Below are 14,260 nucleotides of genomic sequence, written 5' to 3'. Positions count from 1 at the left end.
TTTAGCGTTTGATATGTGATTCTAATCGCTTATCTAGACAAATTGAACTAATGAATGGAACAAAAACTTTCTCAACAAAAACATCTAATTTCTTTGGTAATTCGATAAAAGTTAGTATTTCATTTTTGTACTCTTTAGCCTTTTTATCCACCTTTGTCTCATCAATCTCTTCATCCATTTTAGGTTTATTAGGCTTTCTCTTCATTCTATACACTAACTCATCCTCACGATAATACCCAAGTCTTTCGGCAGATTCAAACTCGAAATAACTAATTTTGTTAAAAGTGAAGTTGATAAATTTGTCAATCAATGCCTCAGATTCTTGGTTATATGATTCATCGATTTCTAAAATAGGAACCTGATTTTCTAAATAAAACTTGGTTATCTCGGACTCAGTAGAAAGCGGAATTCCCATCCAAAATTTGGTGTAATCTTTGTATTCTTGAATTTCTAGTAGTAATGTCGTAAAAAAATGTTGAAAATACTCGGAAATATCTTCCCCCCAATAAAGTTCATTTACGTCTGTAAAATCGAGATTCTCTATGATTGCTTCCTGAATTTTTGGAGTAATCAGGTACGGATTGTTTTTTGTCCTTATGCAGTTTAGTACTCTACCAATTAACTTGCGGTCCTCGGGAAAAAACTGAGATTGGGTATTATATTTTGGGTTATCTGCTTCCCATTTACAATATTTTTCGCCAATTCTTTGTGAAGCCAATTGATAAATCAACTCACAAGTTTTGAGATAGGGTCGTGAATTCACACTTTTCTTTGGCATTTCACTCATCCTCCTCGATTATTACATCAGTAGAAGGGTCTGCTACCATCAATAAATCTATCTGTTCATTAGGTTTCTGATAGGTTACGCCAGACATTGCCATCAATTCAGGGATTGTGTTTTGTCCGTCTTTTGCGGTAAAGAATTTCAGACCGCTAATCTTGACGTTATCGACACCATCTTCAAATTCCATCTCTGCTTGATGGTCGGTCATATAGAGCAACAAGTCCTGCTTCCATAGCTCGCTGACGAATCTATCGCCACTCATGCCTTTTGGTTCAATAAATATTTGGAAGTAAAAGGCACTATCTTCAAGGAACAAGATGAAGTCGGGTTGGAAGCCCTGCAAGTGCATATCTACAATTTCGCCAGCTCGATTGATCCGTGAGCCATATTGATGGAGCTTGAGCTTTTCGCTCTTAGCTGACTCACGGTGCATATTCTCGTCCATGCGGAACAAGTAAACTGCCTTGTTATATTTGGCTCTTAGCTCATTCACATGAGCTTGAATACGTGTGATGAGGTCAAATTCCAACTTGTTGACGATAGCACGGTCATAGACATAGAAGTCCTCAGCCATATCGTAAACTGCAACTTTTTGAGTGGATTCATTCAAGAGGTTTGCCGTGTCATACTCAGGTACTCGCTTATTATAGTTGGTTAGATACTCACTAATTGGGTAGCCAACAAACCTGCTTGTGCCTCGTTTCTTGACATAGCCAGACTTGAATTTGACTTCGTACTCTTTCAAAAGGTCAATGGTGACTTTCAAAATCTCGTCTGCCGTAATATCTGTTGACTTGTATTCTTTTGGAACGGTCAGGAAAAGTTTCAACTTGCTTGCGTTTAGCCAGTTTTCCCCATAGATGAAATCTTTCATGGATTCAAGCAATGGCAGATACTTTTTCAAGTTGTCAAATTGATAAAACTCAAGTCGTTGGATGGCTTTCTTGATATAGCGGTCGTCAAACCTGTCAATGTGAATTTGTTTTGTCTCAGTCAATGCGACTGTTGCTTGATAAGACACTTCACGAGTACCATAATTCAGACTTCTTTGAATGTCCGTCTTGTGTGTGATTCCGTATTTCTGAATGGAATCAAACCAATCATCTGCCACATCCTCAGCTTCGTTATAATAGATTTTTCCTGTCTTATAGGTTTCTGTTTTTTTGAAAGCAGGCTTGACCTTGATTTCAACCGGTGGATTTTTCTTATCCTGACCCGTTGGCAAGTCCATTTGCTTCAATGAGCCTACAAGCTGTTTAAGGTATTGTGGCTCATTCATGGTGTGGTAGTGCAACGTTTCTAGGAACAATTGCTTGTTTGAACTATCGCCATCAAATCTACGTTGATAGCTTTTCACACCGTCCAATTCAAATGGATTATACCTTGCACCACGCCCAATAAGTTGCGCTTCAACCATTGTGGCATTTTTGTTTGTCGCAGCTTCCTGCTCAATACGGACAATATCATAGAGGTTGAGAACATCCCATCCCTCGGTCAGTTTTGCAACCGCAAAAACCACACGATAGAGGTTGTTTGGGCTTTCGAGCGTGTTGAGTGCCTCATACTGCCCCTTTTCAAGCATATTTCCGCTTGTGTCATTAGCATTTAACACGTTTCTCGGGTCAAAGTCTTGCTTAATCTCACGGACGATTTTTGCAAGGTCATCTTCATTTTTGAGGTAGAAGTTATAGGCTAACTCCAAAGCTGAACTATCATTGCTATCAAGGACTTGTTGGCGTTTGATAAATGCGAGCAAATCCGTAACGTTAAGGTTTTGAATCAGCTCATTAAAAACTTTGTTGGCTTCCAGAGATACCGCTACTTTTGCGGACTTGAACATAATCACTGGCTTAAATGTGCCTGTGACTCCCTCAGAATACGCACGGTATTTTCTAAACTGCGAAAGCAAGACCGCGTTTAGCATTTTATCTTGGTCGCTTGCGGACGTTTCAATTCGCTTAACCTGCTTGGAATAGCCATCAAACATGAATTGATTCAACGGATAGCGGTAGACCACCTTATCCCGATACTTGTTATATATGACTTCTTTATCAAAATCGACTGTTGCCGTAAATTCAAGGAGGAGATTTTTTTGTTCCTTATCATCACGGGCACGCAAGATTTTGTTAATGGCTGATTCCCAAGTATTTTCAGCTTCCTTCTCTGACTTGGTGCTTGCGGAATAATGGTGTGCTTCATCCGCTAAGACTGCAACAGGTTGGTTTTCATAGTCTGAAAGCCCCATGGTATTTTCTTTCAAGACAAACAGGTCATCCGATACTTTTTGAACCGAAGATAGCTTAATGTAAATGGTGTTGTCTTGTTGGACTCTAGGAAATCGTTCGACTTGCTTAATGAAAATATGCTTGCCGTCGATTTCAATTTTGTCTTGGAACAGGTATTTTTCACTATTTTCGTTGACCAAGTTGTCCTTTGTTTTCATCAAGACTGAGTTGGTATTGACGGTAAACAAGAAGTTGCGATAGCCATGCTCTTGATAAAGGTAGAGGATAAGCCCTGCCATCAAGTCGGTTTTCCCTGAACCTGTCGCCATGTTAAATAAAACGTGTTGAGGGTTTGGTTTAATCTGTGTTTGGGTATAGTGATAATTTCGGATAGCTTTATCCTGATAGGCACGCAAAGTATGAATTAAGTTTGCGTTGATATACTCAGGAATGATATAACCTTGGTGCTGACTGAACAAGTCTTTTTCTGCTTGTTCAGCCTGATCCACAAGGGGAAATTGACGAGCGTTTGCGGGTACTTTCTTTGCTTTTGCCATCCTAGTCACCACCTTCATAGAAATTCTTGTTGAAAGTGTAGTCTTCATCAGAGATTAAGTCACGGACGTTTTTATCGTCAATTTCTGAGAAGTTGTAGTAAAGCCCGTTTTTATCAAGGAGTTTCACAAGTAGGCGTTTATTTTCGTCAAACCCCTGTAACCAATCAATTTTGGATAAATCAGCACGGAACGAAATATCGGCAGGTTCGGTCGTATCTGTTCCAGCAAGCATACGCTCATAGACTGACTTCAATTCATCAAGGTTTTTGGCATGGATAACGTCTTGCAAGTAACCCATATTCTTAGGAAATAGTTCAGCATAAACAAACGAACCGCCACCTTGCCAGGCGACATCCTTGGAGATTCCTGCAGTTCGGTCCCCGTTTGTTGTATTAAGGAGTCTCGTCTTTAGCACATCCTCAATGTAGTCCATTTGCTCTACAAGAATCCACTGCCGATTAATTTTATGCGCAACTGCTCCAGTAGTACCAGAGCCAGCAAAAAAGTCCATGACTAAATCATTCTCATTACTTGTTAATTCCAAAATACGACGTACAAGTTTTTCGGGCTTTTTCCCTTTCTTAAACGATACTCCACCTTCATTGTGTAAGTCGTTAGGTAATACGTCATCCCAAATATCTGTAATGGCAGTCCCGAACGCTAATTTTCCATCAACATCAATTAGTCGCTCTCTCATGAATAACATCGCTTTTCCGTTTTTCATGTAGTAATCATTATATCCTGGACGTTCCATGTAATACATCTTATCTGGATTATCTTTCGATAAGTGTTTCAAAGCACGAGCTTCTTGACTTATCTGTCCCTCATCCAATGATACCCATCGAAAAACAGAATCAGCATTTTCGTAAGCAAATTCATCTAGTTTTCTATCAAATGCCTCGCCAAGTTCTTTTTTTAACTGGCTTTTCTTAATTCCCTGACTTTCTGCAAAAGCTTCAAGCAAAGGCATGAACTCCCATGATTCGTAATGGCTACTTACATTCTTGATGAATTGATTATAACGATTATCCCTATCTTTAGCTGCAAACACTTTGTTAGGCTTCCATTGAGATTTGTTTTTTGAATATACGACTAGGTAGTCAGAGATAGTTACAACTCCAGGATTTATAACTTTTGCACCCGAGGCACTAGCTCGACGGACTGTTATGATATTTTGAAGATTTTCCTTCCCAAAGATTGAGTCTGCGAGTGTTAACAGATACCCCAACTCATTGTAATCAATAGCGATTGTTATACTACCTTGATTGCTTAGTAATTCTCTTGCAATTTCAAGTCTATTTTTCATAAACGTGAGCCAACTAGAATGCTTAAAACTGTCATTATATCCAAAACCGTCATTTCCAGTATTATAGGGTGGATCTATAAATATACTCTTCACTTTTCCGGCATAATGATTGGAGAGCGCATGCAACGTCAACAGATTATTTCCTTTGATAATCAGATTGTCTTTCTCTTTATCAAAAGAAACAATCCCATTATCTAAGCTGTCCGCTGTCCGTTGTCCGCTGTCCGCCTGATTATCGCCAAAGCGTTTTACATTGACAAACACTTTCTTGTCAAATAGACGGTCAATCTCGTTTTTCTCAATAACTTCGTTCAAGAAGGCGTCATCATAGCCATCTTCATTATCTTCTTTAGTCATTGAAGCAGTCAAAACACCATCTTTGAAAGGAAAGTCCAAAACGACATCTTGGCTATCTTGCAAAAACTTACCTTTTGAAGCCAAACCAACACGGTTTTCATACTTGGTGTAGCTTGTGTCCCAGTAATCGTTATAGAGAACGGCTTCTTCAAGTTGTTCAATCTGAAAGATCTTTTGCCCCGCCACTTCCTTGATGAAATGTTGCATGATGAAATCCACTTCAAATAATTTGCTTAAAAGTGCTTCATCATAATTTCGTAAATCATCCGTGAGTTTGGAACGGTTCAATTCTTCTCCGACAAAATATTTGTCGCCAAAAGATACCAAAGCCGTTTTCAACTCGTCAAAAATTTTCGGTTCAATTTTTGCCATTTTGCTCATTTTCTTAATAGTTTATCTCTTAAATTATAGCATTGAACGCCTTACACGAGTTAGCGAGAACCCAAAGAGTCCTCTCACCGACAACCATTCAGTGAGAGGACTCTTTGGCGACAGTTTTGGAGACAATTCAAATCATTTTGTGTCTCCGAACGTCATCTGAGTTTTAGCTAAATGCAGTAAAATCAACGTTTCTGGTGTTATAAAGTGTCACTACTTTATTCCCACTCTACTGTTGCTGGTGGTTTACTTGTGATATCATAGACGACGCGGTTTACGTGGTCAACTTCATTTACGATACGGACTGAGATTTTTTGAAGCACATCCCATGGGATACGTGCAAAGTCTGCTGTCATTCCGTCGATTGATGTGATAGCGCGGATTGCGATTGTGTAATCGTAAGTACGTCCGTCACCCATAACACCAACTGAACGAACACCTGTGTTAACAGTGAAATATTGCCAGATGTCGCGGTCAAGACCTGCTTTAGCAATTTCTTCACGAAGGATAGCATCAGATTCACGAACAGTTTCAAGACGTTCAGCTGTAATTTCACCCATAACACGGATAGCAAGTCCTGGTCCTGGGAATGGTTGGCGCCAAACGATTTCATCTGGCATACCAAGAGCTGTACCAAGCGCACGAACTTCATCTTTGAAAAGTGTGTTAAGTGGCTCAATCAATTCAAATTGCATATCTTCTGGGAGACCACCAACGTTGTGGTGTGATTTGATTGTTTGAGCAGTATCTGTACCAGACTCGATAACGTCTGTATAAAGAGTACCTTGTGCTAAGAAGTCAACACCTTTAAGTTTGCTTGCTTCGTCATCAAATACACGAATAAATTCATTACCAATGATTTTACGTTTTTCCTCTGGGTCATCAACACCAGCAAGAAGGTCTAAGAAACGTTTTGAAGCATCAACACGAATGATGTTCAATCCGAATTTACCACCAAGCATATTCATAACTTGGTCCCCTTCTCCTTTACGAAGAAGACCATGGTCAACGAAGATACATGTCAATTGGTCACCGATAGCACGTTGAAGAAGAACACCAACAACTGATGAATCAACACCACCTGAAAGTCCTAAAAGAACTTTACGGTCTCCAACTTTTTTGCGAATTTCAGAAATTTGCAAATCAATGAAACTATCCATTGACCAATCACCTTTAGCTCCACAAATCTTGAAAGCAAAGTTACGTAAAATATCATTACCATATACTGAGTGACGAACTTCTGGGTGGAATTGGATACCATAAATGTTTTTCTCAGTATTTTCAATGGCCGCGTAAGGGCAATCAGCAGAATCACCAACAAGGTGGAAACCTTCTGGAATTTCGGTAACTGCATCACCGTGGCTCATTAAAACGGTTTGTTCATCTGGTGTGTCAGCAAATAATTTTGAATTTGCTTTTAAGCGAAGTGTTGATTGACCGTATTCGCTGTTACCAGTTTGACCTGCTGGAACAACTTTACCACCAAGTCTGTCAGTCAACAATTGCATACCATAGCAGATACCAAGAATTGGAATACCCAATTCAAAAATTTCTTCATCAATACCAAAGGCATTATCAGCATAAACTGAATTTGGACCACCTGAAAGTACGATACCAATTGGGTTAATCGCACGCACTTCTTCTGCTGTGATTTTATGGCTTCTCAATTCTGAGAACACACCAAATTCACGGATACGACGTGCAATCAATTGGTTATACTGGCTACCATAATCAAGAACAATGATTTTTTGAACATCATTCAAACTAGAATTGTCAGTCATTATTACCCTTTCTATTAAAGTCAGCCCTAAGCTAACAGTATTCTTTTTAATTGTAGCATAATTTCATGCATTTAGCAGTAGATTTTTAATAACTTTATGAAGTTTTGACAATATTAAGCTGCAGATGTCTGCTTCTTAATAGATGACTGACGAAAATGTAATTTTACAAAAAGAAAAGCAAGCGGCTGGAAAACCACTTACTTAGGAGTTATATGAAAAGTTTTTAGGATGATGATATTATATGACTTTCTAGGATAGGATACATCCGTCTTAAGACCTATTTTTTAAAAAGTGATAAATGAATTTTAAAAAGTTGACTGATGTTAGTAAAAAGTTTTACAATAAATATCATTAAATAAGATTGGAGATGAGATTTCTGTTTAACAATTACAAACTTGTGCAGCGTTTGATTCATATCATTTCAGCTGTTGTTTTTATCGCTTCTTGTCTCTTTATGATTTGGCTTTATCAGCATGGCTATCTAACTAATCAAGCCAAATTACAAACGCTTGTGGGGCAAGATAAATTTTTAGGAGCACTTTTCTTCACTCTTTTACAAATGATGCAGGTTGTTGTGCCAATCGTCCCTATTAGTTTGACTATGGTTTTAGCTGTCATGACTTTTCATCCAGTTGTTGGCATTTTAACGAGTTGCATTGGTATTATCCTTGGTTCTACTATTTTATTTTTACTAACACGTTGGTATGGGAAACGATTTTGCCTGCTTTTCGTCAAAGAGGAAACCTTCAAGAAATATCAAAAACTGGTTGCCACCCATAAATCCTTTACTATCATTTTTATTTTATGTATGATATCACCCTTTGCACCTGCTGATTTACTTGTGATGTTAGCCGCGTTTAGCAATATGTCCTTCAAAACTCTTTCAAAAATCATTATCCTCTGTAAACCAATTTCCATTATCGGACACGTGTTAATTCTCATTTACGGTGGTGAATGGGCACTACATTTTCTTTAGACTTAAAAAATTTGAGATCTGTTTCTCAGATTTTTTAGTTTCTCTCAAAGTCTAATTGAATCAAGACATTTTATCTGTTAATTGATAACGTGAGGTTTCTATATTTGTATAACCAATATTGGACATTGTGTCCGTTAATTTGCTGATTTCAATCTGATGATGAATGCTGTCTAGAGAATCAAATGAATGCAAGTAAGGTGAATCAGATACCCAAACATCCTTTTGAGGTTTCTGCTAAATAATACAAGACACGTATTTTGGAGCAACTTTTTGGATTATCTTTTGAAAAGATGAATAACCAATATATTCAATCAATAAATTAGCAATTACTAATTCCGATCGAGGGAGATTTGCTAAGTCAGCTGTTAAAGCAAAACATCTGCAATCCAAAATGTCTGCCAAATCAGCGTATCGTTCCGCTGTTTGGTCCAAATAATGCTGATTAACGTCAATACCATAGATTTTCTTGAACCTTGTTTTTTTGAATATGTTCAAGTCCATTTTCACCAGTAACTCCAAGAATCATGACACTAGATACAGGATAATCAAGTTGCCCTTTCATCATCTGATTCATTGCTTTTAATTAACTGACAGAAGCCAGTTTCATGTGATTTTCATAATCATCTAGCTTAATTGTTTCCCATGGATTTTTCATCATTCCTAAACTCCTCTTTACATCATTTTTGAAAATATTATACCAGAATTATTTGCTTGTTTTAATAGGGAGAGATATTTTTTTGTTACGCAAACGCTTGCCTTATTTTATCTTTTTGGTAAAATAAAAGAAAAAAGTCTTTCTCCTAGGAGCTTTATTATGACAAACGAAACTTTGATGCAATATTTTGAATGGTATTTACCAAATGACGGGAAACATTGGCAACGATTAGCAGCTGATGCTCCCGAACTAGCTCAAAAGGGCATTTCTAAAATCTGGTTACCTCCTGCTTTTAAGGCTACACACGCTGGCGATGTTGGCTATGGTGTTTATGACCTTTTCGACCTCGGAGAATTTGACCAAAAAGGAACGATTCGAACCAAATATGGAACTAAAGCCGATTATCTTGCTGCCATTGCTAGCTTAAAAGAAAATGGTATTGAGCCCTTAGCGGATGTGATTTTGAATCACAAGGCAGCAGCTGACCACACCGAAATCTTTACTGTTGTCGAAGTGTCGCCAGAGGACCGCACAAAGGTTCTTGGTGAGCCTTTTGAAATCGAAGGTTGGACAAATTTTACTTTTGCAGGTCGACATAAAACCTATAATGATTTTGAGTGGCACTGGTATCATTTTACAGGAATAGATTATGATGTCAAAACTGGAAAAACTGGAATTTTTAAAATTCTAGGCGACAATAAAGGTTGGGCAAATCAAGATTTAGTTGACGGTGAAAATGGGAATTATGACTATCTGATGTATGCTGATTTGGATTTCAAACACCCTGAAGTCATTAAAAACATTTACGATTGGGCAGATTGGTTTGTTCAAACAACTGGTATCGCTGGTTTTCGATTAGACGCTATCAAACACATTGATTCTTTCTTCATGGGTAATTTTATCCGTGATATGAAATTAAAATACGGCGACGATTTCTACGTCTTTGGTGAATTTTGGAATGGTGATGAACAGTCTAACAACAATTACTTGGAAAATACCGATTATCGTTTTGATTTGGTAGATGTCCGCCTTCATCAAAATCTCTTTGAAGCTAGCCAAGAAATGGAAACTTATGATTTGCGGACAATTTTTGACCAAACCTTGGTCAAGAATCACCCAGATTCTGCCGTTACTTTTGTCGATAACCATGATACACAACGTGGGCAAGCTTTGGAATCAACTATTGCAGCATGGTTTAAGCCTGCTGCTTACGCTTTGATTCTACTTCGTCAGACTGGATTGCCTTGTATTTTCTATGGTGATTACTACGGTATTTCTGGCGAATTTGCACAAGAAAATTTCAAAAAAGAGATTGACCAATTATTACAGCTTCGTCAAACAGCTGTCTATGGACAGGAAGAAGATTACTTTGATGACCCCAATTGCATTGCGTGGACTTGTCTTGGGGATGATGAACACCCCACAGCACTAGCTACACTCATCAGTAATGCTAACGCTGCTTCAAAACGCTTATTTGTTGGCGAGAAATGGGCTAACCACATTTTTACAGATGTCTTAGAAAATAATCAGACCGAGGTCACCATTGATACGCAAGGTTATGGCGTTTTTCCTGTTAATGAAAAATCTGTCAGCGCGTGGGTGCCAAATCACTAATAAATACAAAAAAACTCCCTTAGAATAGCGATTTCTAAGGGAATTTCTTTTCTAATTTAAACTGAGAATTGAAAAATTCTTACATCTATTTACGTAATTATATTTACGTAAATAGTGATGGCAACTTTCACATCTTTTCTACGCTGCTTGGGCTGTTTGCATTTGGTAATAAACGCCTTGTTTTGCCATTAAATCATCATGCGTACCATGTTCAACAATGTCACCCTTTACCATGACTACAATAAGATCAGCTGATTGAATGGTTGACAAGCGGTGTGCAATGATAAAACTTGTTCTTCCTTGCATTAATTTTTCAAAAGCTTCTTGAATCAATACTTCTGTCCGAGTATCGATAGATGAAGTGGCTTCGTCAAGAATTAAGATTTTTGGTAGTTTGACAAAAATTCGAGCAATCGTTAACAGCTGACGTTGTCCTTGCGACAATGACGATCCTGCATCAGCCAGATAAGTATCGTAACCATTTGGCAACTGACGAATAAAGAAATCAGCATTAGCTGCTTTTGCGGCAGCAATGACTTCTTCTCGTGTAGCATCAGGATTTCCATATGCAATATTATCGTGAATCGTTCCAACTTTCAGCCATGTTTCTTGCAATACCATACCGATTTGTTGGCGCAATTCTGACACAGGATAATCTGCTATAGAAACACCATCCAAATAAATAGCTCCGCTATTGACTTCATAAAAACGCATTAAAAGATTGATCAAAGTTGATTTTCCTGCACCTGTTGGTCCAACGATAGCCACTTTTGAAGCTGCTGGGATTAATAAATTAAGGTGGTTAATCAAGGTATTTTGGCTAGTATAACCAAACGATACATCTTTGAATTCGATTTGTCCTTGGATACTATCTGTATTAAGATGAGCTTTTACTGGAAGAGGCTCATTTTCTTCGTCTAAAATAGCGTAGAGACGTTCTGCACAGGCAATGGCGCTCTGCAATTCTGACAAAACGGATGAAATATCATTAAATGGCTTGGTGTATTGATTGACATAATTCAAGAAAGTTGTCAATTGCCCAACTGTAAAAGCACCTGACATAATCCGAAGTGCCCCTACCCCTGCCAAAAGAGCATAAATCAAGCTATTAATGAAACGCGTTGACGGATTAACCGTTGAAGAATAGAAAATAGCTCCTTGTGAGTAATCAGCATAAGTATCATTAATCGTCGTGAAAGTGTCAATAGCCATATCTTGCGCATTGAAGGTGTGGAGTAAACTTTCTTGACGAATCATTTCTTCAATATACTGTGTTTGTTGCCCGCGTGATTTTGTTTGATTTTGATAAAGATGATAACTCTTTTGAGCGATAAAACGTGCTAAGAAAAGTGATAATGGTGTCAAAATTAGCACCAAACCAAGCATTAACAAATCAATATCAGCCATTGTCACAATGGTAATGATAATCGTTAGAATACCAATAAAAAATTGATTGAACACCATTAACAGGCCATTACTCAATTGTTCGGCATCAGTTGTCACACGACTAACCAAATCACCTGAACTTTTCTTGTCAAGATAAGAAATCGGCATCTGGTTTAATTTTTCCATGACTTTTTGACGCAATGTGTAAATATAACCAAACGTTAGACGGTTATAAATCAACGGATTTACCCATTGCACCAAGGTATTCAAAGCGACAACAACAATCATTTTCGCTACAATTGGCACAATTAAACTAATTGATTTCGGAGATAAAACAACGTCCACCGCATTCCCAATCAAAATAGGCAAATAAACGGTCAGAGAGACTTGTGCAATCGTTCCAAGTGTGGCACCAAAAACAAGTCCTTTTTCTGATAAAAGATCTTTGAACAAACGGCGGCTAGTATGATTTTGATTTTTTGCCTTCATCTTACGCTTCCTTTTCTTCTTGGTGTTGTGAGTAATGAATAGCGCGGTAAACATCATTTTGCTTGAGTAACTCATCATGGCTGGCAAAATCAAGTTGATGTCCTTTATCTAGCAGCAAAATCTTATCAGCTGCTTTCAAGCTATTAGTGCGTTGTGAAATCAAAACAAGAGTCACTTCTTTTAATTCCTTATGAATGGCTGATAGCAATTTCGCTTCTGTTAAATAATCAAGCGCTGATGTCGAATCGTCTAAGATTAAGAACGGCGCTTTTCTAACAAGCGCACGCGCAATTGTCAAACGTTGACGTTGTCCGCCAGAGAAATTACGCCCAAATGCCTCAACCTTGGCATCCAATTGTCCCTCTTTTTCTGACACAAAATCACTAGCTTGAGCAATATTCAAAGCTTTCCAGAGCTCATTATCACTAACTTCATCACGAATTCCCAAAGTCAAATTTGAACGAATTGTTCCTTGAAATAGCTCTGCCTTTTGTGGTACCACATTGACCCAAGAACGCCATTCCCCAAGTGTTTTAGGAGAGTGCTGATTTTGAAAAATAGTTAAGCTTCCCTCTTGCGGTGTGTAAAAATGAGTGAGAAGTTCGACTAAAGTTGATTTCCCAGAGCCTGTTCCACCAATCACACCTAAAAAGGCACCAGCGTTCACACTAAAATCAATATGTGACAGCGACGGCTTGGCAGCGGTTGGATAGGTGAACGTCATGTCTTTGACCACCAAAGCAAATGCAGACTCGCTTTGTACCAGCTCAGTTGCCAAATCTTCAGAATCCTTTTCAAATACTTCTGTGATACGTTTAGCGCTGATAAAAGATTGGTTCAATGATGTGACAAGCATGGTCATTTTGAGCAATTCCGTCAAAATTTGCAACAGGTAATTCACCAAAGCAATCAACATTCCTTGTGACAAAAGCCCACGACTGATTTCAAGATTTCCTTGCCAAATCACCAAAATCAATGTACCATTAACCACCAGATAAGTCAACGGCGTTACGAGACTTGATAGGTGACCAGCTTTAATTTGCAAGTCAGTATAATCTTGGTTGGCTGCCGCAAATTCTTGTTCTTCTGCTGCAACCTGATCAAAGGCACGAATCACACGTACACCTTCTAATTGCTGGCGTGTCATATTGACAATTCTATCGGTAGCCTGACGAATCTTTGCGTAAATCGGATTGAGCAAGTGCGACATGGTAAAGACAATCACAAACAAAATCACCACCATTAACAAGAAGTCAATCGTTATTTTAGGACTAATGGTAGATGCCATAATAATCGCACCAAAAACAATAATCGGTGCTCGTAAAAACAGACGTAAAAACTGGTTGATACCCGTTTGAATTTGGTAAGTATCGCTTGTCAAACGGGTTACTAAACTAGATGTTGTCAGCTGGTCACGGTCCTCTTTACTCAAGCCCATGATTTTTTTAAATAAATCCTTTGTCAACTGACGTGTGTAGCCAACGGCAGCCTTGGAAGAAAAATATTGTGCCGTAATAGCCACAAGCACCCCAACAATTGCCAGTAAAAATAACAGCCCTATCATCATATAAAGGTGATTTTTATCATGATGAGGGATAATAGTATCAACAATTCTAGCAATAATAATCGGAACTAGAAGCTCAAAAGATGCTTCAAACAATTTGAAAAGGGGACCCAAGATTGTCTCCTTGAGGTACCCTTTAAAATAATGACCTAATTCTTTCATTCTTCTCTTTTCTAATAGAGCATTGG

At 38.2% G+C, this 14,260-nt stretch carries 8 protein-coding genes; 2 read left to right on the top strand and 6 right to left on the bottom strand.

The annotated features are described in order from the left end of the window. Position 1 precedes the first annotated feature (1 nt). The 4 genes from SMA_RS11480 to guaA form a co-directional block, all read right to left on the bottom strand. The gene (locus tag SMA_RS11480; RefSeq protein ID WP_158309478.1) at positions 2 to 787 is read right to left on the bottom strand and encodes a hypothetical protein; all 786 of its coding nucleotides are present in this window, start codon (positions 785 to 787) and stop codon (positions 2 to 4) included. Then, positions 780 to 3,566 (bottom strand): DEAD/DEAH box helicase family protein, encoded by a 2,787-nt coding sequence (locus SMA_RS04920; protein ID WP_014294511.1) that lies wholly within the window; start codon positions 3,564 to 3,566, stop codon positions 780 to 782. The genes SMA_RS11480 and SMA_RS04920 overlap by 8 nt, the downstream gene beginning before the upstream one ends. A gap of 1 nt (position 3,567) precedes the next feature. After that, a complete protein-coding gene (locus SMA_RS04915) occupies positions 3,568 to 5,601 on the bottom strand; it encodes a DNA methyltransferase (protein WP_014294510.1) in 2,034 nt (677 codons plus the stop codon). A gap of 224 nt (positions 5,602 to 5,825) precedes the next feature. Further along, complete coding sequence (gene guaA, locus SMA_RS04910; RefSeq protein WP_014294509.1) at positions 5,826 to 7,388, bottom strand: glutamine-hydrolyzing GMP synthase; 1,563 nt, start codon at positions 7,386 to 7,388, stop codon at positions 5,826 to 5,828. A gap of 367 nt (positions 7,389 to 7,755) precedes the next feature. Between guaA and SMA_RS04905 the strand changes: the two genes are divergently transcribed. Both SMA_RS04905 and SMA_RS04895 read left to right on the top strand, forming a co-directional pair. Further along, positions 7,756 to 8,364, top strand: a complete 609-nt coding sequence (locus tag SMA_RS04905) for a TVP38/TMEM64 family protein (RefSeq protein ID WP_014294508.1) — start codon at positions 7,756 to 7,758, stop codon at positions 8,362 to 8,364. 814 nt (positions 8,365 to 9,178) lie between these two features. Next, positions 9,179 to 10,633 (top strand): alpha-amylase, encoded by a 1,455-nt coding sequence (locus tag SMA_RS04895; protein WP_014294505.1) that lies wholly within the window; start codon positions 9,179 to 9,181, stop codon positions 10,631 to 10,633. 138 nt (positions 10,634 to 10,771) lie between these two features. Here SMA_RS04895 and SMA_RS04890 read toward each other — a convergent pair whose 3' ends face one another. After that, positions 10,772 to 12,508 (bottom strand): ABC transporter ATP-binding protein, encoded by a 1,737-nt coding sequence (locus tag SMA_RS04890; protein ID WP_014294504.1) that lies wholly within the window; start codon positions 12,506 to 12,508, stop codon positions 10,772 to 10,774. Position 12,509: 1 nt separating this feature from the next. After that, on the bottom strand, positions 12,510 to 14,234 hold the full coding sequence (locus SMA_RS04885) for an ABC transporter ATP-binding protein (RefSeq protein WP_014294503.1): 1,725 nt from the start codon (positions 14,232 to 14,234) through the stop codon (positions 12,510 to 12,512). Positions 14,235 to 14,260: the final 26 nt, after the last annotated feature.

The organism is Streptococcus macedonicus ACA-DC 198, assembly GCA_000283635.1.
GTDB lineage: Bacteria > Bacillota > Bacilli > Lactobacillales > Streptococcaceae > Streptococcus > Streptococcus macedonicus.
This window is presented reverse-complemented; position numbering and strand designations above follow the sequence as displayed.

Excerpts from the sequence above, each read along its gene's own strand:
- SMA_RS04915 (WP_014294510.1), bottom strand. The coding sequence starts at position 5,601 with ATGGCAAAAATTGAACCGAAAATTTTTGACGAGTTGAAAACGGCTTTG.
- SMA_RS04920 (WP_014294511.1), bottom strand. The coding sequence starts at position 3,566 with ATGGCAAAAGCAAAGAAAGTACCCGCAAACGCTCGTCAATTTCCCCTT.
- SMA_RS11480 (WP_158309478.1), bottom strand. The coding sequence starts at position 787 with ATGAGTGAAATGCCAAAGAAAAGTGTGAATTCACGACCCTATCTCAAA.
- SMA_RS04895 (WP_014294505.1), top strand. The coding sequence starts at position 9,179 with ATGACAAACGAAACTTTGATGCAATATTTTGAATGGTATTTACCAAAT.
- SMA_RS04890 (WP_014294504.1), bottom strand. The coding sequence starts at position 12,508 with ATGAAGGCAAAAAATCAAAATCATACTAGCCGCCGTTTGTTCAAAGAT.
- guaA (WP_014294509.1), bottom strand. The coding sequence starts at position 7,388 with ATGACTGACAATTCTAGTTTGAATGATGTTCAAAAAATCATTGTTCTT.
- SMA_RS04885 (WP_014294503.1), bottom strand. The coding sequence starts at position 14,234 with ATGAAAGAATTAGGTCATTATTTTAAAGGGTACCTCAAGGAGACAATC.
- SMA_RS04905 (WP_014294508.1), top strand. The coding sequence starts at position 7,756 with ATGAGATTTCTGTTTAACAATTACAAACTTGTGCAGCGTTTGATTCAT.